This window comes from Cupriavidus phytohabitans (assembly GCF_000426345.1).
In the GTDB taxonomy this organism is placed as follows: domain Bacteria; phylum Pseudomonadota; class Gammaproteobacteria; order Burkholderiales; family Burkholderiaceae; genus Cupriavidus.
On record NZ_AUFE01000023.1, the window covers coordinates 67980 to 90500 of the forward strand.

At 65.6% G+C, this 22521-nt stretch carries 22 protein-coding genes and 2 tRNA genes; 6 read left to right on the forward strand and 18 right to left on the reverse strand.

The features are described from left to right. The first annotated feature begins 131 nt into the window (after positions 1–131). Positions 132–5000, forward strand: a complete 4869-nt coding sequence (locus K309_RS0117980) for an NAD-glutamate dehydrogenase (protein ID WP_029047719.1) — start codon at positions 132–134, stop codon at positions 4998–5000. Positions 5001–5042: 42 nt separating this feature from the next. Here K309_RS0117980 and K309_RS0117985 read toward each other — a convergent pair whose 3' ends face one another. The 3 genes from K309_RS0117985 to K309_RS0117995 form a co-directional block, all read right to left on the reverse strand. Continuing rightward, on the reverse strand, positions 5043–5420 hold the full coding sequence (locus K309_RS0117985) for a hypothetical protein (RefSeq protein ID WP_029047720.1): 378 nt from the start codon (positions 5418–5420) through the stop codon (positions 5043–5045). A 109-nt stretch (positions 5421–5529) separates the two neighbouring features. Next, on the reverse strand, positions 5530–5718 hold the full coding sequence (locus K309_RS0117990; RefSeq protein WP_029047721.1) for a hypothetical protein: 189 nt from the start codon (positions 5716–5718) through the stop codon (positions 5530–5532). 41 nt (positions 5719–5759) lie between these two features. Then, the gene (locus K309_RS0117995) at positions 5760–6149 is read right to left on the reverse strand and encodes a DUF6566 family protein (RefSeq protein WP_029047722.1); all 390 of its coding nucleotides are present in this window, start codon (positions 6147–6149) and stop codon (positions 5760–5762) included. A gap of 235 nt (positions 6150–6384) precedes the next feature. Here K309_RS0117995 and K309_RS0118000 point away from each other — a divergent pair, with 235 nt between their 5' ends. The 3 genes from K309_RS0118000 to K309_RS0118010 all read left to right on the forward strand — a co-directional run bounded on the left by K309_RS0118000 (position 6385) and on the right by K309_RS0118010 (position 7652). Continuing rightward, positions 6385–6663 carry a hypothetical protein gene (locus K309_RS0118000; protein ID WP_232232414.1) on the forward strand — a complete coding sequence of 93 codons (279 nt, stop codon included), beginning with the start codon at positions 6385–6387 and terminating at the stop codon, positions 6661–6663. 41 nt (positions 6664–6704) lie between these two features. Beyond that, positions 6705–7211 carry a cupin domain-containing protein gene (locus K309_RS0118005; protein ID WP_029047724.1) on the forward strand — a complete coding sequence of 169 codons (507 nt, stop codon included), beginning with the start codon at positions 6705–6707 and terminating at the stop codon, positions 7209–7211. A 192-nt stretch (positions 7212–7403) separates the two neighbouring features. Further along, positions 7404–7652 (forward strand): hypothetical protein, encoded by a 249-nt coding sequence (locus K309_RS0118010; RefSeq protein ID WP_029047725.1) that lies wholly within the window; start codon positions 7404–7406, stop codon positions 7650–7652. 115 nt (positions 7653–7767) lie between these two features. Here the strand turns inward: K309_RS0118010 and K309_RS36760 are convergent, their stop codons facing one another. The 14 genes from K309_RS36760 to phaZc form a co-directional block, all read right to left on the reverse strand. Further along, the gene (locus K309_RS36760; protein ID WP_232232415.1) at positions 7768–8049 is read right to left on the reverse strand and encodes a hypothetical protein; all 282 of its coding nucleotides are present in this window, start codon (positions 8047–8049) and stop codon (positions 7768–7770) included. A gap of 133 nt (positions 8050–8182) precedes the next feature. Continuing rightward, positions 8183–8259: transfer RNA gene (locus K309_RS0118020), tRNA-Pro, on the reverse strand. Between the two features lie 56 nt (positions 8260–8315). Beyond that, positions 8316–8738, reverse strand: coding sequence for a MerR family transcriptional regulator (locus K309_RS0118025; protein WP_029047726.1), 423 nt, complete (start codon positions 8736–8738; stop codon positions 8316–8318). 133 nt (positions 8739–8871) lie between these two features. After that, positions 8872–9282: an integration host factor subunit alpha gene (locus K309_RS0118030; protein ID WP_029047727.1), complete on the reverse strand. Its 411-nt coding sequence runs from the start codon at positions 9280–9282 to the stop codon at positions 8872–8874. An 89-nt stretch (positions 9283–9371) separates the two neighbouring features. Next, positions 9372–11819, reverse strand: coding sequence for a phenylalanine--tRNA ligase subunit beta (gene pheT, locus K309_RS0118035; protein WP_029047728.1), 2448 nt, complete (start codon positions 11817–11819; stop codon positions 9372–9374). Positions 11820–11889: 70 nt separating this feature from the next. Further along, complete coding sequence (pheS, locus tag K309_RS0118040; protein WP_029047729.1) at positions 11890–12921, reverse strand: phenylalanine--tRNA ligase subunit alpha; 1032 nt, start codon at positions 12919–12921, stop codon at positions 11890–11892. Between the two features lie 250 nt (positions 12922–13171). Continuing rightward, positions 13172–13528 (reverse strand): 50S ribosomal protein L20, encoded by a 357-nt coding sequence (gene rplT, locus K309_RS0118045; protein ID WP_008650487.1) that lies wholly within the window; start codon positions 13526–13528, stop codon positions 13172–13174. A gap of 28 nt (positions 13529–13556) precedes the next feature. Further along, a complete protein-coding gene (rpmI, locus tag K309_RS0118050) occupies positions 13557–13754 on the reverse strand; it encodes a 50S ribosomal protein L35 (protein ID WP_006575466.1) in 198 nt (65 codons plus the stop codon). A gap of 169 nt (positions 13755–13923) precedes the next feature. Beyond that, positions 13924–14445 (reverse strand): translation initiation factor IF-3, encoded by a 522-nt coding sequence (infC, locus tag K309_RS0118055; RefSeq protein WP_081479471.1) that lies wholly within the window; start codon positions 14443–14445, stop codon positions 13924–13926. A 48-nt stretch (positions 14446–14493) separates the two neighbouring features. Then, positions 14494–16401 (reverse strand): threonine--tRNA ligase, encoded by a 1908-nt coding sequence (gene thrS, locus K309_RS0118060; RefSeq protein WP_029047730.1) that lies wholly within the window; start codon positions 16399–16401, stop codon positions 14494–14496. A 384-nt stretch (positions 16402–16785) separates the two neighbouring features. Beyond that, positions 16786–16862: transfer RNA gene (locus K309_RS0118065), tRNA-Val, on the reverse strand. A 21-nt stretch (positions 16863–16883) separates the two neighbouring features. Next, entirely contained in the window at positions 16884–19109 is a 2226-nt protein-coding gene (locus tag K309_RS0118070; RefSeq protein WP_029047731.1) for a RelA/SpoT family protein, read from the reverse strand. 15 nt (positions 19110–19124) lie between these two features. Continuing rightward, positions 19125–19487, reverse strand: a complete 363-nt coding sequence (locus K309_RS0118075; protein WP_029047732.1) for a RidA family protein — start codon at positions 19485–19487, stop codon at positions 19125–19127. A gap of 50 nt (positions 19488–19537) precedes the next feature. Continuing rightward, positions 19538–20416, reverse strand: a complete 879-nt coding sequence (gene phaZc / locus K309_RS0118080; protein ID WP_029047733.1) for a 3-hydroxybutyrate-oligomer hydrolase PhaZc — start codon at positions 20414–20416, stop codon at positions 19538–19540. A gap of 243 nt (positions 20417–20659) precedes the next feature. Between phaZc and K309_RS0118085 the strand changes: the two genes are divergently transcribed. Beyond that, positions 20660–21436, forward strand: coding sequence for a 3-hydroxybutyrate dehydrogenase (locus tag K309_RS0118085; RefSeq protein WP_029047734.1), 777 nt, complete (start codon positions 20660–20662; stop codon positions 21434–21436). Between the two features lie 16 nt (positions 21437–21452). Continuing rightward, the gene (locus K309_RS0118090) at positions 21453–21941 is read left to right on the forward strand and encodes a DUF411 domain-containing protein (RefSeq protein ID WP_029047735.1); all 489 of its coding nucleotides are present in this window, start codon (positions 21453–21455) and stop codon (positions 21939–21941) included. Positions 21942–21993: 52 nt separating this feature from the next. Here K309_RS0118090 and K309_RS0118095 read toward each other — a convergent pair whose 3' ends face one another. Next, the gene (locus K309_RS0118095; RefSeq protein ID WP_029047736.1) at positions 21994–22374 is read right to left on the reverse strand and encodes a putative zinc-binding protein; all 381 of its coding nucleotides are present in this window, start codon (positions 22372–22374) and stop codon (positions 21994–21996) included. Positions 22375–22521 lie beyond the last annotated feature (147 nt).

The following is a 22521-nucleotide window of genomic DNA, read 5'->3' on the forward strand; positions in this document are numbered from 1 at the left end:
CGGATCCCTCGCTTTCTTCGCGACTTTGTCCCGCCGGGTGCGTTGATTTTTCCTAAAGTATGAGCATGCCCCGGCACATGCCGGACGGGCCGCACTGGCCGCGTCGTCCATCGATACCGCGAGGAGGGATCATGCCGCAGGAGAACGGAGACAAAGTCGCGCACCTGCTGGACGAACTGCTTGCGTTTGCGCGGGAGCGGCTGCCGGCGGCGACATTCGGCGTCGCCGAGCCCTTCCTGCGGCACTATTACGACCAGGCCGACACCGACGACCTGCTGCACCGCGAGGTCGAGGACCTGTATGGCGCCGTGATGGCGCACTGGCAGACCGCGCAGAAGTTCGTCCCAGGCAGCGCGCGCATTCGCATCTACAACCCCACCCTGGAAGAGCATGGCTGGCACTCCGACCATACCGTGGTCGAGATCGTCAACGACGACATGCCCTTCCTGGTCGACTCCGTGACCATGGAGATCAACCGGCAAGGGTTGGCTTTGCATTCGGCGATCCACCCGGTGTTCCGCGTCTGGCGTAGCGCCGCCGGCGGAATCGAGCGCATCGCCCTGGGCGGCGCCAGCGAACCCGGCGACGATTCGCGCCTGGAATCCTTCATCCACTTCGAGGTCGACCGCAGCGGCGAGGCCGCCCGGCTGGACGCGCTGCGCAGCGGCATCGCGCGCGTACTGGGCGACGTGCGCGCCGCGGTGGAAGACTGGCCGGCGATGTGCGACGTCACCCAGGCCACCATCGCCGCGATGGCGCAGGCGCCTCATGCCGCCTCGCCCGACAGCACCGAGGCCCGCGCCTTCCTGGAATGGATGATGGACGACCATTTCACCTTCCTCGGCCAGCGCGACTACCAGCTGGTGGCACAGGAAGGGCGCTATTTCCTGCGCGGCGTGCCGGGCTCGGGCGCGGGTATCCTCCGCGAGAGCCTGCGCGAGCCGGACGCGCAGGACCTGACGCCGCTGCCCGCCGCGGCCACCGCCATCATCGAGGGGCCCGCGCCGATCTTCGTCACCAAGGCCAACTCGCGCGCCAGCGTGCACCGGCCGGGCTATCTCGACTATGTCGGTGTCAAGCTGCTGGATGCGCAGGGCCAGCTGTTCGGCGAGCGCCGCTTCGTGGGCCTGTACACCTCGACCGCCTACACGGCGCCGATCGCCGAGATCCCGCTGGTGCGGCGCAAGTGCGCCAATATCCTGGCGCGCGCCGGCTTCCTCACCAAGGGCCATCTGTACAAGTCGCTGGTCACCATCCTCGAGCAATACCCGCGCGACGAGCTGTTCCAGGCGAGCGAGGATGAACTGTTCGACATCACCACCGGCATCCTGCGGCTGCAGGAGCACCAGCGCACACGGCTGTTCGTGCGGCGCGACCGTTTCGACCGCTTTGTCTCGTGCCTGGTGTTCGTGCCGCGCGACAAGTACAACACCGACCTGCGCCAGAAGATCCAGAAGCTGCTGACCGCGGCCTTCCACGGCACCAGTTGCGAATTCACGCCGCTGCTGTCGGAATCGCCGCTGGCGCGCATCCAGCTGACCGTGCGCGGCGAGCCAGGCACGATGCCGCATGTCGATACCGCGGAGCTGGAGCAGCGCATTGTCCATGCCAGCCGCCGCTGGCAGGACGACCTTGCCGAAGCGCTGCACGAGAGCCACGGCGAAGAACAGGGCAACCGGCTGCTGCAGCGCTACGGCGCCTCGTTCCCCGCGGGCTACCGCGAAGACTACCCCGCCCGGACCGCCGTGCGCGACATCGAGCTGATGGAGCACACGCTGCGCGCCCACCACAGCGCGCGCGGCATGGCCATGAACCTGTACCGGCCGATCGAGGCCGCGCCGGGTGCGTTCCGTTTCAAGGTCTACCGTGCCGGCGAGCCGATCGCACTGTCGCACAGCCTGCCCATGCTTGAACACCTGGGCGTGCGCGTGGACGAAGAGCGCCCATATCTGATCGAGCCCGACAGCGCCGCGCCGGTGTGGGTCCATGACTTCGGGCTGGAGATCGCCGACAGCGGCGGCGCGGCGGATTTCGATATTGCGCGCGTCAAGGCGCTGTTCGAAGACGCCTTTGCGCGCGCCTGGCATGGCGAAATCGAGAACGACGACCTCAACCGGCTGGTGCTGGGCGCCGAGCTGGCCGCACGCGACGTCACCATCCTGCGCGCCTACGCGCGCTATTTGCGCCAGGTCGGCTCGACCTTCAGCGATGCCTATATCGAGCGCGCGCTGACCGGCAATGCGGGCATCGCGGCGATGCTGGTGGCGCTGTTCATCGCGCGCTTCGACACCGTCAGCCAGGTGGCCGCCGACACCGCGCGCCAGGCACGCTGCGACAAGCTGCTGGCCGATATCGAAGCCGCGCTCGACAAGGTGCCCAACCTCGACGAGGACCGCATCCTGCGGCTCTTTCTGGGCGTGATCCAGGCCACGGTGCGCACCAACTATTTCCACCGCGGCGAGGACGGCCAGCCGCGTCCCTATGTGTCGTTCAAGTTCAACCCGGCGCTGGTGCCCGGGCTGCCCGAGCCGCGGCCGATGTTCGAGATATGGGTCTACTCGCCGCGCGTCGAGGGCGTGCACCTGCGCGGCGGCCGCGTCGCGCGCGGCGGGCTGCGCTGGTCCGACCGCCGCGAAGACTTCCGCACCGAGGTGCTGGGGCTGATGAAGGCGCAGATGGTCAAGAACACGGTGATCGTGCCGGTGGGTTCCAAGGGCGGCTTCGTGGTCAAGCGCCCGCCCCCGCCAACCGACCGCGATGCGTTCCTGCAGGAAGGGATCGCCTGCTACCAGACCTTCCTGCGCGGGCTGCTGGACCTGACCGACAACCTTGTCGGCGGCCAGCTGGTGCCGCCACCCGACGTGGTGCGCCATGACGACAACGATCCCTACCTCGTGGTCGCGGCCGACAAGGGCACCGCGACGTTCTCTGACTTCGCCAACGCGATTTCCGCCGAGTATGGCTTCTGGCTCGACGATGCCTTCGCCTCCGGTGGCTCGGTCGGTTACGACCACAAGAAGATGGGCATCACCGCGCGCGGCGCGTGGGAGTCGGTCAAGCGGCATTTCCGCGAGATGGGCGTCGATATCCAGACCACGGACTTCACCGTGGCCGGCGTCGGCGACATGTCGGGCGATGTCTTCGGCAACGGCATGCTGCTGTCGCCGCATATCAAGCTGGTGGCCGCCTTTGACCACCGTCACATCTTCCTCGACCCCGCCCCGGATCCCGCGCGCACGCTGGAGGAACGCACGCGGCTGTTCAATCTGCCGCGCTCGAGCTGGGCCGACTACGATGCCACGCTGATCTCCGCCGGCGGCGGCATCTTCCCGCGCACGGCCAAGACCATCGCACTGACGCCGCAGGTGCAGGCGGTGCTCGGCATCACGGCCAGCGCGCTGTCGCCGGCCGAGCTGATCCACGCCATTTTGATGGCGCCGGTCGACCTGCTTTACAACGGCGGCATCGGCACCTATGTCAAGTCGAGCCAGGAAACGCACCTGCAGGCCGGAGACCGCACCAACGACGCGGTGCGCGTCAACGGCAACGAACTGCGCTGCAAGGTGGTCGGCGAAGGCGGCAACCTGGGCTTTACCCAGCTGGGCCGCATCGAATTCGCGCGCAAGGGCGGCCGCATCAACACCGATGCCATCGACAACTCGGCCGGCGTGGACTGCTCCGACCATGAGGTCAATATCAAGATCCTGCTTGGCCTGGTGATGGCCGATGGCGAGATGACCGAGAAGCAGCGCAACAAGCTGCTGGCCGAGATGACCGACGAAGTCGGCCTGCTGGTGCTGCAGGACAACTACTACCAGACCCAGGCGCTGTCGGTGGCCGGGCGCCACGCCACGGCGCTGCTCGATGGCGAGGCGCGGCTGGTGCGCTGGCTGGAGCGCGCCGGGCGGCTGAACCGGGCGCTGGAATTCCTGCCTTCCGACGAAGATATCGCCGAGCGCAAGCTGGCCGGCGAAGGTCTCACGTCGCCCGAGCGCGCGGTGCTGCTGGCGTACAGCAAGATGTGGCTGTACGACGCGCTGCTGGATTCCGACGTGCCCGAAGACCCGCTGGTCGGCGGCCTGCTGGCCGATTACTTCCCGGTGCCGCTGCGCCAGCGTCACGGCGAAACCATGCATCGCCACCCGCTGCGCCGCGAGATCCTGTCGACGCACCTGACCAACATGCTGGTCAACCGCATCGGCGCAACCTTCGTGCATCGGATCATGGAAGAAACCGACGCGCGCCCGGCCGACATCGTGCGCGCCTGCCTGATTGCACGCGACGTGTTCGGACTGACCGCGCTGTGGCAGGAAATCGATGCGCTGGACAACCGCGTGCCCGATGCCGAGCAGGCGCGCATGTTCGGCGAGGTGGCGGTACTGCTGGAGCGGGCCTGCCTGTGGTTTATCCGCTATCTGCGCAGCGGCGGCCAGGCCGGCGCCGAACTGGCGCACTTTACGCAGGCGGCGCAGTGGCTGGTGCCGCAGTTGCCGCAATTGCTGCCAAAGGCCGATGCCGCAGCGCTGGCGGAACATGCCAGGACCTTCTCCGATGCCGGTGTCGACGAGGCGCTCGCCTTGCGCGTTGCCGGCAGCGAGATTTCAGCGGCGGCGCTGGATATCGCCGAAGTCGCCAACGCGTGCGAGCGCAGCCTCGATCTGGTTGCCGGGGTGTATTTCGCGCTGGACAGCCACCTGAGCTTCAGCTGGCTGCGCGAGCGTGCGCAGGCGCTGCCTTCGGACACGCACTGGGACCTGCTGGCGCGCACCACCACGCTGGAAGACCTGGGCCGGCTCAAGCGCGCGCTGACTGTCAGCGTGCTGTCGCAGCAGGGGGAACTGCAATCGCCGGAGGCGATGATCGATGCCTGGCGTGCCAGCCGCCATGGCGCGCTGGAGCGGTTTACGCGCATGCTGGCCGACCAGCGCGCATCGGGCGCGGCGGGACTGTCGATGCTGTCGGTCGCGGTGCGCGAGATCGGGATGCTGGAGCGCGGCTAGCGCGCCAGCCGTTGCGCCGGCAAGGCGGCAGAGGCGGCGGGCTTACTCGTCCGCGCCCGCAGCGTGCGCGGCATCGTCGTCGCTGTCTTCTTCGATGTGCGAGTCGAGCCCGTCGTCGCCCCGGCGGGCGCGCAGCTCCAGCCCGAGCAGCACCAGCAGCTCGAACGCATCTGACAGAAGGTGCTTCTGCCGAGGCAGCAGGCTGGCATAAGGCATGTCGTAGATCGACTGGTGCGCGGCGCGCTGCCCCTTGAGGCCGCGGTCGCGCGCGATATCCGACAGCAGCGCGGCAAACCCGGACAGGTCCTGCGCCGCCAGCGCCGAATTCAATACCCTTGCGATGACTTCCGGGGAAGCGTTTGCCCAGCCCATGCGTTCAGCATTGGAAGCGGAGTGTTGAGGGAAGTCGGCAAAGTCCATTTTGTGTTTAACGGTTTTGCCCGAACGAGCTTAAGTCGGCAGCCATGTGAATTTGACCCCACAGGCGTGGGGTGCTGCACAGGCTTGCGGCGCCGGGACGGCTAGCGGGCTAGCGCGCTGCCGGCTTCGCGGCTACCTGCCGATAGACCGTGGTGCCGTCGCGCGCGGTGCGGGCCTCGACATGGTTGCGGGCACCGCATTGCGGGCAGCGAAATACCGGCCCCTGCCCTTCGTTGCGGATCTGCACCTCGTCCGGCTCCCAGCGGGCGCCGCAAGCCTGGTTCCCACAAACAAACATGAACTCTCCTGAAAATTGATAATCAAGGCTCGATAGCCCACTCAACCATTGCGTTGCACCCACTGCCGCGCCCACGAAATCGCCGCGGCGCGGGCATCCTCCGGCGTGGCATGCGTGGCCGGCGGCGCGCCGCCTTCCAGCACGACGGCGCCAGACTCCCAAATATCGCACAACGCCTTGAAACGACCCGGCCCCAACGCGTGGCAGAACACGTGGATGACAAAGCCGCGATACTCGACCACGTCGGTCGCGTCATCCGTCAGCGCACGGTCGGCGCTGGCATCGGATGGCACCACGGGTGCGTCCGTACGCGGATCCGGCCTGCCTCGCGCCGGACTTGCCCACAGCAACGCCGCGCAGGCACTGCCCAGCGCCGCGCCAAGCGCCACGCCCAGGCCAAACCAGCACGCCTTGCTTTCACACCGCGCCATCGGCATCCCCTGTCAGCGGCCTCCTGCCAGCCATCCTGTCACCTGCGCAAAGCAGCAGGCAGCGTGCACCCGTATTGCTTTCAAGGTTATACCAATCCGGAAAGAGGCCATTAGCGGGGCACGCCGCGCTCAAACAAGAATCTGGAGCGTGACCCGCCCGCGCGCGGCGACTATACTGTATATTTATACAGTTATCCGGCAGGCGTCCTGCTTTGGCTGCGCTGCCGCATGGTCCTTGCCATATCCCCTGTTTATGCCCCTGTACCAGTCCGATTCCATCCTGCTTGAGGCCTTCCACTTCGGCGACGGTGCCGAATCCCTGCGCCTGCCCTGCGGCGGCGTCAGCATTGATGCCGGCGCCCTCATCGTCCACGGCATCGAGCCCGACCTGCTCCGGTCGCTGCGCTGGACGCCCGATTTCCTCTCGTTCGAAGCGCACGGCACGCGCCATCGCTACCCGGTCAGCCGCCCCGCGCTGGTCGGCCCCGCGCAGGCACGCTTCGCCCTGCTTTAAGCTATGGCTTCCGCCTGCGCCAGGCCACGCCAAACAACCACATGCCAGACCGCAGCCTTGCCGCCAACGAACTGATCCGCACGCTTGAACTGAAATCGCACCCGGAAGGCGGCTTCTACCGCGAAACCTACCGCAGCGAAGAACGCGTCTTGTGCGCCGACCAGCGTACACGCGAAGCCAGCACCGCAATCTACTACATGCTGTGCGGCAACGACTATTCCGCGTGGCACCGGATCCGTTCCGACGAGTTGTGGCACTTCCACGCCGGCTCGCCGCTAGATGTGCACAGCATCGCCGACGGCCGTCTCGTCACGCAGCGTCTCGGCGATCCGTTGCGCCACGCCGGCGCGTCCTTCCAGGCGATGGTGCCCGCCGGCCGGTGGTTTGCCGCGGAACGCGTGGACCTGGCAGACGGCGTCGACTTTGCGCTGGTCGGTTGTACCGTGGCTCCGGCCTTCCAGTTCAGCGAGTTCGAACTGGCCGATGCGGCCGCGCTTGCTGGCCTGGCGAGCGGCCATGACGCCCTGCTGCACCGACTCTCGCGATAGCGGCGGGCGCGGCAAAAAAACAGCCCGCCGCGGCGGGGTGCGGGCGGGCCGGTCAGGACTGCTGCGCCAGTCTACGCCGCCACTGCGCACCCCCATCAGCAGAGAATCCTGATATCCACCGCCTTTTTCCACCGACAGTCCGCGCAGCAGCGCTATACTGTATATTCATACAGTATTCCCCCTGTACTTCCCATGTCACCCGAACCCGCCAACTGCCCCGTTTGCGGCGCCGCCGCCGAGCGCCTGCGTGCCGCACCGCGCGGCTACCTGTACACCTGTCCCCGCTGCGGCAGCTTCCAGATCAGTTCCCGCGCGCTGTCATGCCGCCCCGGCCTGCCGGCCTCGGCGCGCGAGGATATCCGCCGGCTGCGCGCTTATGGCCACCTGCCGCTGCTGGATCTGACGCGGGATGGTGTCAGCATCGGTCCTGGCACGCTCTGACCAACGGGCAACAACAAAACAGGACTAAACAGGACGCGATGTTCCGATCATGCCATGGCCACAGCCAGAGCATTCTCGAAGGCGCAATGCGGAACGCTTGCGGCGAAGGTCGCGCTCATGAACGCTTGCACTCAACCTTCTCTTCATACTCTCCATCCTCGTCCCATTTACGCTCGATCAGGCACGGACCGTCGCGGTACTTTTCCTTGTGCTCATAGCCGCGCGGACCGCCCTTGCATTTGCGCTCTTCCTTGTATTCGCCATCCCGCTTGACCTCGCGCTCGATCTTGCAGGGGCCGCTGCGGAATTTTTCCTTGTGCTCGCCGCCGGCATGGGACACGCGTGAAGCAAACACGCAGGAGAGGATGAGGACGGCGGTGAGGAGCGTTTGGACCATGGGGAGACAGTGCGCAAGAGACGACCGAGCTTAGCAACAGCCGGTTGGGCAGGCTGTATCAAAGCGTTACGGCTGGAGGCCGGCTCCGGGAAAGAAAAAACCCGCTTGGCATTCACCAAGCGGGTTTCTTGTCTGGTCGGGGCGAGAGGATTTGAACCTCCGACCACCTGCACCCCATGCAGGTACGCTACCAGGCTGCGCTACGCCCCGAAAGAAGAAGATTATATCAGAAGCATTTCGCGTATGACTAGCTTCCGACGCACAAATTATCCCTGCTTCGCGATCTCGCGCAGCTGCGCGAGCAGGTGCTGCACCTCGACCAGTTCATCGCGCAGGCCGGCCACATCAATCGACAGCGCCGCCGGACTTTCCTCGCGTCTTTCGTCGGCGGCTTCCGACACAGCGGCGGCGTGATGACGGCCTTCGTCGAGCCGGTTGCGGGCGCCGTTGATGGTGAAGCCCTGCTCGTACAGCAACTCGCGGATGCGCCGGATCAGCAGCACTTCATGGTGCTGGTAGTAGCGGCGGTTGCCGCGGCGCTTGACCGGCTTGAGCTGCGTGAACTCCTGCTCCCAGTAGCGCAGGACATGCGGCTTGACGGCGCAAAGCTCGCTCACCTCACCGATGGTGAAGTAGCGCTTGGCCGGGATCGGCGGCAACGCGATGCGTTCGCTGGATTTGTCCGACATGCAGTGTGTAGACGAGCGTCAGGCCATGCCGGCCATGAGGTTGGCGCGCAGGTTTTGCGCGCCCAGAAGGATACCGATGCAGGCCTGCGGAAGCAATCCGCCTTTCGGGTGGAAGCCGTGACTTGATGAAGCGTCAGCCGGCAATGTCCGCGCGTTCTTCCACCAGGCCCTTGAGCTTCTGGCTGGCGTGGAACGTCACGACCCGGCGCGCGGTGATCGGAATCACTTCACCGGTCTTGGGATTTCGGCCGGGCCGCTGCGGCTTGTCGCGCAGCTGGAAGTTGCCGAAGCCGGACAGCTTGACGCTGTCGCCCTGCTCCAGCGCTTCGCGGATGACGTCGAAGAAGGCTTCGACCATGTCCTTGGATTCGCGCTTGTTCAGGCCGACCTGGTCGAACAGCATCTCGGCAAGCTCGGCCTTGGTCAGCGTGGGAACTTCGGGCGCGCGGGTATCCGGCGTCGCGTCGTCAAGGGTGGAAGCCTGCCGGTCGCTCATGTCACCCAGTGCTGCAGCGGTCATGGAATTCGCGTCTCGATCAATCATGTCGATCGCTCTAGTGTCTGTCTGGCGATCCGCCCGGGGCCAGGCCCGGGCGCCCTTGTTTATCGTAAGCCGTCGCTAGTGGCGTCGGTCTAGCCGCGCAGCCGGGCCTGAAAGGCCTCTGTCAGCGCGTCGACCATGGAGCGCACTGCGCTGTCGACGGTTTCGTCCTGGAGGGTCGACCCAGTATCTTGCAAGGTCACCCGGAACGCAAGGCTTTTCTCGTCCGCGCCGATGGCGGCCGAAGCGGCCTTGGGACGGAACTCGTCGAACAGCACCAGGCTCTGGCAGAAGCGGCCGTAGCCCTGTTTTTCCAGCGCCGCGCGCATGGTGTCGAGCATGTCCTGCACGCGTACCGATTGCTTCACCACCACGGCAAGGTCGCGCACTGCGGCCGGGAACTTGGAGATTTCGGTGTACGTGGGCAGGCCGGTCTCGCGCAGCGCGTCGAGCTGCAGTTCGAACAGCACCGGCGCGTGCTGCAGTTCATACTCCTGCAGCCAGCGCGGATGCAGCTCTCCGACCAAGCCAACAGGCTTGCCGTCGACCAGCACGCGCGCGGCGCGACCAGGATGCAGCGCCGGGTGCGACACCGGCTCGAAGCGCGGCACGCGCGGATGGAACAGCGCCTCGACATCGCCCTTGACGTCGAAGAAGTCGACGTTGCGCGTGGCGATGCCCCATTGCTCCTCAAACGCCGGGCCGTAGGCGATGCCCGCGGCCATCATCGGCTGGTGGTAGCCGGCCACCGTCAGGCCGCCGTCCTTCACGTTCTCGTCGCGATGGAACACGCGGCCCACCTCGAACATGCGCACGCGCGCGGCCTTGCGGTTCAGGTTGTAGCGCACCTTGTCGACCAGGCCACCGACCAGCGACGAACGCATCACGGCCAGCTGGCTGGCGATCGGGTTCAGCAGGCGGATCGGCTTCTCGTTGGCGGCGAAGTCGCGTTCCCACTTCTCTTCGACGAAGGCGAAGTTGATGACTTCCTGGTAGTCGCGCGCAGCCAGCGCGTGGCGCACCACGTGTGTCGAGCGGCGTGCTTCGTTGGTCGGGCGCATTTCGCTTTCGGCGACCGGCGGGCGCGCCGGGATGCGCTCGAAGCCGTAGATGCGCGCGACTTCCTCGATCAGGTCCTCCTCGATCTCGATGTCGAAGCGGTAGCTCGGCGGCGTGACTTCGAACACTTCGCCTTCGGCGCCTTGCGCGCGCGCGAACGGCAGCTGCAGACGCTGGAACACGTCGGCGATGGCAGCCGGCGACAGCTCGATGCCGAGCACGCGCTCGGCGCGCGCCACGCGCAGGCTGACCGGCTTGCGCACCGGCAGGTTGACCACGTGGTCGTCCACCGGACCGGCCTGGCCGCCGCAGATCTCGAGGATCAGCGCAGTGATGCGCTCGATATGCTCGACGGTGGTGGCGTAGTCCACGCCGCGCTCGAAACGGTGCCCCGCGTCGGTCGAGAAGTTGTAGCGGCGGCTGCGGCCCTGGATCGCGGCCGGCCACCAGAATGCGGCTTCAAGATAGATGTCGGTGGTGTCGAGCGTGACGGCAGTGCTGTCGCCGCCCATGATGCCGGCCAGGCTTTCGATTTCCTTGTCGTCGGCAATCACGCCAACCTGCTCGTCGACCTCGATGGTATTGCCGTTCAGCAGCTTGATCTGCTCGCCCTTGCGGCCCCAGCGCACGTCCAGGCCGCCGTGGATTTTGTGCAGGTCGAACACGTGCGACGGACGGCCCAGCTCCAGCATCACGTAGTTCGAGATATCGACCAGGGCGGACACGCTGCGCTGGCCCGAGCGCTCCAGGCGCTGCACCATCCACAGCGGCGTGACGGCACGCGCATTGACGCCGCGGATGATGCGGCCGGAGAAGCGGCCGCACAGGTCGGGCGCCGACACCTTGACCGGTAGCTTGTCCTGGATCGTCACCGGCACCGGCTTCATGTCGGGCAGGTTCAGCGCGGCACCGGTCAGCGCCGAGACTTCGCGCGCAACGCCGTGGATCGACAGGCAATCCGCCTTGTTCGGCGTCAGCTTGATGACGAAGACCTGGTCATCCAGGTCCAGGTACTCGCGGATGTTCTGCCCGACCGGCGCATCTTCCGGCAGCACCATCAGGCCGCCGTGCTCTTCCGACAGCTTCAGTTCGCGCGCCGAGCACAGCATGCCGTAGCTATCCACGCCACGCAGCTTGCCGACCTTGATCTCGAACGGCTGGCCGCCGTCCTCCGCCGGTGGCAGCACCGCGCCGACCAGTGCGCACGGCACCTTGATGCCGGGCTTGACGTTAGGCGCGCCGCAGACGATCTGCAGGGTCTCGCCGGTGCCGGCATCGACCTGGCACACGTTGAGGCGGTCGGCGTTGGGATGGCGCTCGGTCGACAGCACGTGCGCGACCACCACCTTGTCGAACGGCGGCGCGACCGGGCCCACCTCTTCCACTTCCAGCCCGGCCATGGTCAGGCTGTGCGACAGCGCGTCGGTGGAGATCTTTTCAGGGTTGGCGAAGGTGCGAAGCCAGGATTCCGAGAATTGCATGGCGCTTCTGATCCGGTAAGTATTCTGTGTAGTCGGTGACGAGTGTTGCGGCGGCTGAATCAGCCCCGCGTCAAGCGAACTGGCGCAGGAAGCGCACGTCGCCCTCGAAGAACAGGCGCAGGTCATTGATGCCATAGCGCAGCATGGTTAGGCGCTCGAGGCCGGAGCCGAACGCGAAACCGATATAGCGCTCGGGATCGAGGCCCATGTTGCGCAGCACGTTCGGGTGCACCTGGCCCGAACCGGAAATTTCCAGCCATTTCCCATTGCCGAAGGCCATGTCGATTTCCGCCGACGGCTCGGTGAACGGGAAGTACGACGGACGGAAGCGCACCTGGATGTCATCGCGCTCGAAGAACTTGCGCAGGAAATCGGTGTACACGCCCTTCAGGTCGGCAAAGCTGACGTCCTCGCCGATCCACAGGCCTTCGACCTGGTTGAACATCGGCGAGTGGGTGGCGTCGCTGTCGACGCGATAGGTACGGCCCGGGCAGATCACCTTGATCGGCGGCATCGCCTTGCCCGCGTACTTCTCCACGTGCATCTTCGCGTAGCGCACCTGCATCGGGCTGGTGTGCGTGCGCAGCAGCAGGAGCTTGTCGTCGCTGTCGCGGCCATCCACGTAGAACGTATCCTGCATCGAACGCGCCGGATGGTTGTCCGGGTTGTTCAGCGCGGTGAAGTTCATCCAGTCGGTTTCGATTTCGGGGCCGTCGGCCACGTCGAAGCCGATCGAACCGAAGATCTGCTCGACGCGCTCCCAGGTACGCATCACCGGATGCAGGCTGCCGCGGGCAACCGCGCGGCCCGGCAGCGTGACGTCGATGGCTTCGGCGGCCAGGCGCGCGTTCATCAGGGCATCGGCCAGCGCCTGGCGTCGCGCCTGCAGCGCGGCTTCCACCTGTTGCTTGACCTGGTTGATGCGCGCGCCCTCGCTCTTGCGGGTCTCCGGGTCGAGCTTGCCGAGGCCCTTGAGCAGTTCGGTCAGCGCGCCGGTCTTGCCCAGGAAGCGGGCTTTCTCGTTTTCCAGCGTGGCGTTGTCATTGGCGGCGGCGAAGGCGGCCTGGGCGTCAGCGACGATTTGGTCCAGATCCTGGGACATGGCGGCGGTCGTGGAGTGTTCTGACGTCGGCGGTGCAATGTCGAAAGACAAAGCCGGCCCGACGCGGGTTGGCACTACGTGCGGTATGCGTTTCCGGATGCCGTCTCGATAACAAACGCAAAACGGTATCCGGAACCGCAAATAAAAACGGGGCTCGGTGAGGAGCCCCGTTTCAGCGGACCATGCGGTCAGCGGTCGACCTTGCGGTCGGTGCTTGCCCGGCGGCGCTTACGCGCTGCCGCAGCCGGCATCAGGCAACGGTGGCTTTCACCTGGTTGACGATGGCGGCAAAGGCAGGCTTGTCGTGAATAGCCATGTCCGACAGCACCTTGCGGTCCAGTTCAATCGAGGCCTTCTTCAGACCGTTCATGAACACGCTGTAGGTCATGCCATGCTCACGCGTCGCGGCATTGATACGCGCAATCCACAGGGCGCGGAACACGCGCTTCTTGTTGCGGCGATCGCGGTACGCGTACTGGCCAGCACGCATGACCGCCTGCTTGGCGATGCGATAGACATTATTGCGACGGCCGCGGTAACCCTTGGCAGCGTCGATGACTTTCTTGTGACGGGCCCGTGCAGTGACCCCACGCTTTACTCGAGGCATGTAATTCTCCTTTCGTTATCGTCAGGGGTTATGCGTAAGGCATCATCGCGCGCACCGACTTCAGGTTCGTCTCATGGACGTCCTGGGTACCGCGCAGTTGACGCTTGTTCTTGGTGGTCTTCTTGGTCAGGATGTGACGCTTGAAGGCCTGGCCACGCTTGAACGAACCGTTCGGACGGGCAGTAAAGCGCTTGGAGGCGCTTTTCTTCGTCTTCATCTTCGGCATGAAAAACTCCAGCTCATATGACATGCATGCAGGTGGCCGGCTCACGCCGACTCTTGCAAGACCCGCATCCACTTGTTGTTGCGCGTGCGTCCCTTGCGGGCGACGCGCGACTTCCGCACGAAGCAACGCCGGGATGCGCTGGCATCCCGGCCGCTGCACCGCGCAAGAATTACTTCTTCTTCTTGGGGGCGAGCACCATCACCATCTGGCGCCCTTCCATCTTCGGCATCTGCTCGACCTGGCCGATCTCTTCCAGATCCGCCTTCAGGCGTTCGAGCATGCGCGCGCCGATTTCCTGGTGGGCCATCTCGCGACCACGGAACCGCAGCGTGATCTTGGTCTTGTCGCCATCTTCCAGGAAGCGCTTCAGGTTGCGCAGCTTGACGTTGTAGTCGCCGTCATCCGTACCCGGCCGGAACTTGACTTCCTTGACCTGGATGATCTTCTGCTTCAGCTTGGCCTCGTGGGCGCGCTTGGCTTCCTCGTACTTGAACTTCCCGTAATCCATGATCCGGGCGACGGGCGGAGTCGCGTTCGGGGCGATCTCCACCAGGTCCAAGTCCTTGTCCTCAGCCAGCCGCAGAGCGTCCATGAACTTGACGATGCCGAGCTGCTCGTTATCAACCCCTACCAGGCGCAGCTCAGGCGCGCTGATTTCCCGGTTGATGCGATGACCTTTGTCCGTAGCGATGTTGCGTTACCTCAAGAAGACAAAAAAACAAGCCGTGCTCACCACCCATCAGGCTTTGCTGGCGACGTCGTGTTGCAGACGCTCAACAAACGCGGAGACGGGCATCACACCCAGATCCACGTTGCCACGGGCACGCACGGCCACTTGATTGGCATCCCTTTCCTTGTCGCCTACCACTAGCAGGTAAGGAACCTTCTGAAGGGAATGCTCGCGGATTTTATACGTAATTTTCTCGTTACGCAAATCAGCCTTGGCCCTAAACCCTTGTTTTTGCAGCAATTGCACGACGTTTTCGGCGTATTCCGCCTGCGAATCCGCAATATTCATGACCACGACCTGATCCGGGGCCAACCAGGCGGGCAGCGCGCCGGCGTGGTTTTCCAGCAGGATGCCCAGGAAGCGCTCGAAAGAGCCCAGGATCGCGCGATGCAGCATGACCGGGCGCTTGCGCGAGTTGTCCTCGGCGACGTATTCGGCACCCAGGCGCTCCGGCAGCACCAGGTCAAGCTGCAGCGTGCCGCATTGCCAGGAGCGGCCGATCGCGTCCTTGATGTGGTATTCCACCTTCGGGCCGTAGAAAGCGCCCTCGCCCGGCAGCTCTTCCCATTCCACGCCGCAGGCGCGCAGCGCCAGGCGCAGGCCTTCTTCGGCGTGGTCCCAGACCTCGTCGGAGCCGGCGCGCTGCTCGGGGCGCAGCGACAGCTTCACCGAAACGTTCTTGAAGCCGAAGTCGTCGTAGACCGAGAATGCCAGTTCGTTGAACGCCTTGGCCTCGGCCACGATCTGCTCTTCCGTGCAGAAGATGTGGGCATCGTCCTGCACAAAGCCGCGCACGCGCATCAGGCCATGCAGCGCGCCCGAGGGCTCGTTGCGGTGACAGGCACCGAATTCAGCCAGGCGCAGCGGCAGGTCGCGGTACGAGCGCAGGCCGTGATTGAAGATCTGCACGTGGCCGGGGCAGTTCATCGGCTTGATCGCGTAGTCGTGCTTCTCCGACTCCGTGACGAACATGTTCTCTTTGTAGTTCTGCCAGTGGCCGGACTTTTCCCAGAGCGAACGGTCCATCACCTGCGGCGTACGCACTTCGTCATAGCCGGCGTCGCCCAAGCGGCCGCGCATGTATTGCTCGACGGCCTGCCATACCTGCCAGCCCTTCGGGTGCCAGAACACCATGCCGGGCGCCTCTTCCTGCAGGTGGAACAGGTCGAGCGTCTTGCCCAGCTTGCGGTGGTCGCGCTTCTCGGCCTCTTCCAGCATGTGCAGGTAGGCTTCCTGGTCTTCCTTTTTGGCCCAGGCCGTACCGTAGACGCGCTGCAGCATCTCGTTGTTGGAGTCCCCGCGCCAGTAGGCGCCGGCCACCTTCATCAACTTGAAGACCTTGAGCTTGCCCGTCGACGGCACGTGCGGGCCGCGGCACAGGTCGACGAACTTGCCTTCGCGGTACAGGCCGATTTCCTGGTCGGCCGGGATCGAGGCAATGATCTCGGCCTTGTACTTCTCGCCCATCGACTCGAACAGCGCCACCGCCTCATCGCGGTTCCACACTTCGCGCGTGACCTTCTCGTCCTTGCGGGAGAGCTCCGTCATCTTCTTCTCGATGGCGGCCAGGTCTTCCGGCGTGAAGGGACGCTTGTAGGCGAAGTCGTAGTAGAAGCCGTTCTCGATCACCGGCCCGATCGTTACCTGCGCTTCCGGATACAGTTCCTTGACGGCGTAGGCCAGCAAGTGCGCCGTGGAGTGGCGGATGATGTCGACGCCGTCGGCATCCTTGTCCGTGACGATGGCCAGCCGGGCATCGTCTTCGATCTTGTAGCTCGTGTCGACCAGCTGGCCGTCGACCTTGCCGGCCAGCGCGGCCTTGGCCAGGCCGGAACCGATGCTCTGCGCTACTTCGGCAACCGTCACCGGGCCCGGAAACTCGCGGCGGGACCCATCCGGCAGCGTGATTGCGATCATTTGGACTCTCCAGGATTCCGCCGGCGGCGCGCTGCGCCTCGGCCAGGCGGATCAAACTGCATCTTGCGGGGACCGGTCCGCGGCTGCACGGCCCGGCGATTGCTCTCTTGCTGCACACCACGCCGCCAAAGCGCGCGAGAGCGGCAGCTTATCAGGCTGCTGGCAGGCGACAGGCGAAAAAAAACGCGGCCAAGGCCGCGTTTCTCTTTGTCAAACCCGATTCAACCGGGTCGGAAGGCGCACCTCGACTACTGTCGCTTGCCAGCGGTAGTAGTTCGCGGTGTCATGAACATAATGCCTTTCCGTTCCATTTCAGGTTGAATCGGACTTGCCGCACTTCGTTGTTAGTGCACGATGCACTGCGCACGATTTACTGCAATTCGTTGGTAGGCTCGATTGGACTCGAACCAACGACCCCCACCATGTCAAGGTGGTGCTCTAACCAGCTGAGCTACGAGCCTAGCGAAGACGCAAGTATAGCATCACTTTCTTTTTGCCTGCAATACCCCCTGTACCTCTTCGATCAGCGACAGCGCGCGCTGCAGTTGCGTCGCCTCCGACACCTCGGCGGTGAACTGCATGCGCGCCACGCCCTTGCTCGACAAGGTCTTCACGCCGGTGACGTTGATCTTCTCGCGCGACAGCACTTCCGAGATATCGCGCAGCAGCCCTTGCCGGTCGATGGCTTCGACATGGATGTCGACCGGGTAGACCGCGGCATGGCTTTTCTTGCCCCACTCGGTCTGGATCACCCGCTCCGGCGCGCGCGCCGAGAGCTGCTGGAAGGTATGGCAGTTGCGCCGGTGGATCGACACCCCGCGTCCGCGCGTGACAAAGCCGACGATATCGTCCGGCGGCGCCGGCTTGCAGCAGCGCGACATCTGCGTCATCAGCGAATCCACGCCCACCACCAGCACGCCGCTCTTGGCACCGCGCGCCACGCTGGTGGCGCGGCTCTTCTTGGTGACGGCGTCTTCCTCGCTGAGCGGTGCCTGGGTTTCGCCTTCCGGGTGGCGCAGCGCGTGCTCGACATGGCGCAGGCTGAACTCGTCCTTGGCCACCGCGGCGAACAGGTCGTCCGGCGTCTTGAAGTTCAGCCGCGCGGCCAGGTCTTCCAGCTTGACCGCAGTCTTGCCCTCGCGCTGCAGGGTCTTGTCGATCAGCGCGCGCCCCTGCGCGATGGTCTCCTGCGAATCGAGCGCGTTGAACCACGCCCGCACCTTGGCGCGCGCACGGCTGCTGGCCAGGTAGCCAAGCTCCGCGTTGAGCCAGTCGCGCGACGGCCCGCCCTGCTTGACCGCGATGATCTCGACGGTCTGGCCGTTCTTCAGCGTGGTATTCAGCGGCACCATGGTGCCGTCCACGCGTGCACCCCGGCAGCGGTGGCCGAGGTCGCTGTGCAGGTAATAGGCAAAGTCCAGTGGCGTCGCGCCCTGCGGCAGCGCCACCACGCGGGCCTGCGGCGTCAGCACGTAGATGTGGTCGTCGATCGCGGCGTGCTTGAGCTGCTCCCACTCGTCGTGGGCCACGCTGTGGTCGGCATCGTCCTTCCATGCCAGCAGCTGGCGCAGCCAGGCGATTTTCTCGTCGTAGCGTTCGCTGGCGGAGAACTGCCCACCGTAGCCCTTGTTGCCCGCTTCCTTGTAGCGCCAGTGCGCCGCCACGCCGTATTCGGCGAAGTGGTGCATCTCGTGCGTGCGGATCTGCACCTCGAAGGCGCGGCCGTCATCGCCGATCACCACGGTGTGCAGCGACTTGTAGCCGTTGGCCTTGGGCCGCGAGATGTAGTCGTCGAACTCGCGCGGGATCGGCTGCCAGATATGGTGGACGATACCCAGTACCGTATAGCAGTCCTTGATATCGTCAACGATCACACGGAAGGCGCGCACATCGTACAGGTCGGCGAAATCCAGCTCCTTGCCGCGCATCTTCTTCCAGATGCTGTAGATGTGCTTGGGCCGGCCGCTCACCTCGGCACGGATGCCGGCGGCCGTGAGCTCGGACTGCAGCCGCGCGATGGCGCCGGCGATATAGCCTTCGCGCTCGATGCGCTTTTCGTCCAGCAGCCTGGCGATGCGCTTGTAGGTGTCGGGCTGCTCGAAGCGGAACGCCAGGTCCTCCAGCTCCCACTTCATCTGCCAGATACCCAGGCGGTTGGCCAGCGGCGCGTAGATGTCGAGCGTTTCGCGCGCCACGCCGGGGGTCGGCGTGCGCTTGGTCTCGGCCATCCAGCGCAGCGTCTGCAGCCGCGAGGCCAGCCGCACCAGCACCACGCGAATGTCCTGCGCGAACGCGAGCAGCATCTTGCGCAGCGCCTCGACCTGCTCGTGGCGCGCCTGCGCCTCGTTCTTCGATGGCGCGGCCACTTCCACCTCAGGGCGATTGCCGGCGATGGCACCGATGCGCAGCAGCTGCCGCACGCCATTGACCAGCCGCGCCACTTCTTCGCCGAAGCACGGCTCGATCTCGGCCTCGGTCTCGGGCACGAATGCGGCCAGCCCGAACAGGCAGGCGGCCGCGCGCGCGGCATCGTCCACGCGCAGCCCATCGAGGATGCGCAGCATCCCCTCGGCGTGCGATTGCACGGTCTCACCCGTAGGCAGCGCCACGCCGGCGCCGTGCTCGCGCACGTAGGCCAGTGCACGGCCCACCAGTTCAGCATCCGGAATGCCTACGACCCGGCCAGCCAGGTCGGTCGACGTCACCATGTCCCTAGGCCTGCATCAGTTGAGCGCAGCGGTCACCACCACTTCGATCAGGTAATCGGGATTGGCCAGGCGGGCTTCCACCGTGGCGCGCGGGGGCGTGTTGCCTTGGGGCACCCAGGCGTCCCAGACCTCGTTCATCTCGCCGATCAGGTCGATACTGGTGAGGAAGATCTGGCACGACAGGATGCGGGTCTTGTCGCTGCCGGCCTCGGCCAGCAGGCGGTCGATATGGCCGAGCACCTCGCGCGTCTGGCCGCGGATATCGGCCTTGGGGTCGACCTCGGGCACCTGCCCGGCCAGGTAGACCACGCCGTTGTAGACCGCATATTCGGACAAACGCTTGCCCACGTGGGCGCGCTTCAGTTCAAGGTTACTCATGACAATGCGTTGATCGATAAAAAGACAGGTCCGCCGCGCGATGCGCAAACTCACCCGACAAAGAACTGCCGGGCAATCGCGATCTGCGCCGGATCGACAAAGGTTGGTGCATGCCCCACTTCCGGGACTTCCACCGAGCTCACATGCTTGCCGCGCGCCACCATCTCGGCAACGGCCTCGCGCAGCAGCAGGTCGGACTGCGCGCCGCGCACCACCAGCACCGGGGCTTCGATGGCCTCGAAGCTGCGCCACAGCGCGGCCTCGCCCGCCGCCACCGTTTCCGGCGTGGACTTGCGGAAGGGCATGGCCAGCTGCGGGTCGTAATGCAAGCCCCATTCCAGGCCCTCGCCGCCCTGCACCGGCTTCAGGATGGCGGCGTTGAGCTCGCGCCACTGCTCCGGCGTATGGCGCCCGAACGACGCGCTGATGGTCTGCAGGTAGGCCAGACCTTCCTCGAAGGTCTTGAAGCGCACCGGCAGGCCCAGGTAGGCACCAATGCGCTCCACTGCCGACGGCGCGATCCTGGGGCCGACGTCGTTCAGCAGCAGCTTGCGCACCGGCGACCTGGGCAGCCCTGCCAGCCCCATGCCGATCAGCCCGCCCATCGAGGTGCCGAACCAGTCCACCTGCTCGACATTGAGCCGGGCAATCAGCGTGACCATATCGGACACGTACTGCGGCACGATGTAGCCGTCCGGATTGGCCAGCCATTCCGAGCGGCCGCGCCCGACCACATCTGGGCATACCACGCGATAGTCGCCGCACAGCGCGCTGGCGACCGCATCGAAGTCGCGGCCGGTACGCGTCAGCCCGTGCGCGCACACCAGCACGCGGGGATTCGCGGAATCTCCCCATTCGTGGTAGGCCATGCGGTGCAGGCCCGCCGGACTGATGCACTGGACAAAACCGAGGCGCGGACTGGCAGACATCTGGACTCCCTGACGGACCCGGCCGGGACCGCGAAAAAGCGGCGCTGCCGGTGGTTGAGCAAAACTGGATTGTACGCCGCACCGGGTACAATGCCACAGCACACTGTCTGCGCCACCGCACGCGCCCACACGTCGATGCGTGTCGATGCGTGTCGATGCGTGGCGGTGCCAGACCAGGCGGTCCCGGCCACCCCGGGGCTGCCCTTTCCTTCCTGTGGAATCTCTCTCTCGACGGAGGCTTACATGCTCAAAGGCAAGACCGCTCTGGTGACTGGCTCGACCAGCGGTATCGGGCTCGGCATCGCAAAGGCGCTGGCGGCCCAGGGCGCCAGCATCATCGTCAATGGTTTTGGTGATGTGGACGCCGCAAAGAACGAGATCGCGCAGGCCGGCCAGGGCATCAAGGTCGGCTACCACGGCGCGGACATGAGCAAGTCGGCGGAGATCGAGGACATGATGCGCTATGCGCAGGCCGACTTCGGCGGCGCCGACATCCTGGTCAACAATGCCGGCATCCAGCATGTGGCCCCGATCGAGGACTTTCCCACCGAGCGCTGGGACGCCATCATCGCCATCAACCTGACTTCCGCGTTCCACACCACGCGCCTTGCGCTGCCCGGCATGCGCCAGAAGAACTGGGGCCGCATCATCAATGTGGCCTCGGCGCACGGGCTGGTGGCGTCGGCACAGAAATCGGCCTACGTGGCAGCCAAGCACGGCATCGTCGGTTTGACCAAGGTGACCGCGCTGGAAACCGCGCAGACCGGCGTGACCGCCAACGCGATCTGCCCGGGCTGGGTGCTGACGCCGCTGGTGCAGAAGCAGGTCGAAGCCCGCGCGCAGAAGGAAGGCATCCCGGTCGAGCAGGCCAAGCGTGAGCTGGTGCTGGAGAAGCAGCCCTCGGGCGAGTTCGTGACGCCCGACGAACTGGGCGCGCTGGCCGTGTTCCTGTCATCGGACGCGGCCCGGCAGGTGCGCGGCGCGATCTGGAACATGGATGGCGGCTGGGTGGCGCAGTAAGGCGCAAGGAGCAACGATGCAACGACGACGTTTTCTCGGCACCCTGGGCGCGCTGGCGCTCGGCACGCTCGCCGTGGGCGTGCTGGGGCCGGCGGCCGATGCGTTCGCGCAGGCCAGGCCACTCGCCATCGATGTCTACAAGAGCCCGCTGTGCGGGTGCTGCGAGGAATGGGTCAAGCACCTGCGCGCCAATGGCTTCGCCGTGACGGTGCATGACGTCGAGGATACCGGCGAATACCGCAAGCGCTTCGGCATGCCGGAACGCTTCGGCTCCTGCCATACCGGCCATATCGGCGGCTATGCGATCGAGGGACACGTGCCGGCCGCCGATATCCGCAAGCTGCTGGCCGCCAAGCCCAAGGCGGTCGGGCTGGCGGTGCCGGGCATGCCGGTCGGCTCGCCGGGTATGGAACAGGGCCCGCGCAAGGATCCCTTCGACGTGCTGCTGGTCAAGGCCGACGGCGCGGCGTCGGTGTTCACCCGTTACAACAAGCCGGCGGCCTGACGCGCCGCCTTGCCGGATGCGCCGCCGCGCGTCCGGCCTGCCTTACGCTGGCCTACGCACCCGCAAGGCTTTCCAGAGCCGCCTCGACTTCCCGCCACACCGCCTCGGTCTCGCCCTCGGTGCATTCGCCGTGCTGGCGCTTGACCGCACCCAGCCGGTTCAGCACCAGGTGCTGGTTCGGCACCACGCCAACGTTTGCCAGGCAAGCCTGCACGCAAGCCAGCGGGCAGCCGTCCAGCGCCAGGATCGGCCGGCCCGATTGCGCCACGCGCGTCAGCGCCGGCACGCCGCCACCCACGCCGCTGATGCACGACATTTCCGCGCGGCCGCCGCGGTCCAGCCGCACCGCGCAGGCATTGGCCAGTTGCGCCACGCTGGAGCAGCCGGAGCAGGCGTACACCAGTGGCAGGGATCGGGTTGGGGAAGCCGGCATCGCGCACCTTCCGAAAGGACTTGTGTTGGCAGGACCACGCCTGCTGGGAATCGGCCAGCATAGTGACTTGTGCGGGAGCGGGCCATTCGCCGATAGAGCTAGCCCGCACAGCCGATCGGCGTAGTCGGTTACCCCAGCGCCAAAATG

Excerpts from the sequence above, each read along its gene's own strand:
- K309_RS0117980 (WP_029047719.1), top strand. The coding sequence starts at position 132 with ATGCCGCAGGAGAACGGAGACAAAGTCGCGCACCTGCTGGACGAACTG.
- K309_RS0117985 (WP_029047720.1), bottom strand. The coding sequence starts at position 5,420 with ATGGACTTTGCCGACTTCCCTCAACACTCCGCTTCCAATGCTGAACGC.
- K309_RS0117990 (WP_029047721.1), bottom strand. The coding sequence starts at position 5,718 with ATGTTTGTTTGTGGGAACCAGGCTTGCGGCGCCCGCTGGGAGCCGGAC.
- K309_RS0117995 (WP_029047722.1), bottom strand. The coding sequence starts at position 6,149 with ATGGCGCGGTGTGAAAGCAAGGCGTGCTGGTTTGGCCTGGGCGTGGCG.
- K309_RS0118005 (WP_029047724.1), top strand. The coding sequence starts at position 6,705 with ATGCCAGACCGCAGCCTTGCCGCCAACGAACTGATCCGCACGCTTGAA.
- K309_RS0118010 (WP_029047725.1), top strand. The coding sequence starts at position 7,404 with ATGTCACCCGAACCCGCCAACTGCCCCGTTTGCGGCGCCGCCGCCGAG.
- K309_RS36760 (WP_232232415.1), bottom strand. The coding sequence starts at position 8,049 with ATGGTCCAAACGCTCCTCACCGCCGTCCTCATCCTCTCCTGCGTGTTT.
- K309_RS0118025 (WP_029047726.1), bottom strand. The coding sequence starts at position 8,738 with ATGTCGGACAAATCCAGCGAACGCATCGCGTTGCCGCCGATCCCGGCC.
- K309_RS0118030 (WP_029047727.1), bottom strand. The coding sequence starts at position 9,282 with ATGATTGATCGAGACGCGAATTCCATGACCGCTGCAGCACTGGGTGAC.
- pheT (WP_029047728.1), bottom strand. The coding sequence starts at position 11,819 with ATGCAATTCTCGGAATCCTGGCTTCGCACCTTCGCCAACCCTGAAAAG.
- pheS (WP_029047729.1), bottom strand. The coding sequence starts at position 12,921 with ATGTCCCAGGATCTGGACCAAATCGTCGCTGACGCCCAGGCCGCCTTC.
- rplT (WP_008650487.1), bottom strand. The coding sequence starts at position 13,528 with ATGCCTCGAGTAAAGCGTGGGGTCACTGCACGGGCCCGTCACAAGAAA.
- rpmI (WP_006575466.1), bottom strand. The coding sequence starts at position 13,754 with ATGCCGAAGATGAAGACGAAGAAAAGCGCCTCCAAGCGCTTTACTGCC.
- thrS (WP_029047730.1), bottom strand. The coding sequence starts at position 16,401 with ATGATCGCAATCACGCTGCCGGATGGGTCCCGCCGCGAGTTTCCGGGC.
- K309_RS0118070 (WP_029047731.1), bottom strand. The coding sequence starts at position 19,109 with ATGGTGACGTCGACCGACCTGGCTGGCCGGGTCGTAGGCATTCCGGAT.
- K309_RS0118075 (WP_029047732.1), bottom strand. The coding sequence starts at position 19,487 with ATGAGTAACCTTGAACTGAAGCGCGCCCACGTGGGCAAGCGTTTGTCC.
- phaZc (WP_029047733.1), bottom strand. The coding sequence starts at position 20,416 with ATGTCTGCCAGTCCGCGCCTCGGTTTTGTCCAGTGCATCAGTCCGGCG.
- K309_RS0118085 (WP_029047734.1), top strand. The coding sequence starts at position 20,660 with ATGCTCAAAGGCAAGACCGCTCTGGTGACTGGCTCGACCAGCGGTATC.
- K309_RS0118090 (WP_029047735.1), top strand. The coding sequence starts at position 21,453 with ATGCAACGACGACGTTTTCTCGGCACCCTGGGCGCGCTGGCGCTCGGC.
- K309_RS0118095 (WP_029047736.1), bottom strand. The coding sequence starts at position 22,374 with ATGCCGGCTTCCCCAACCCGATCCCTGCCACTGGTGTACGCCTGCTCC.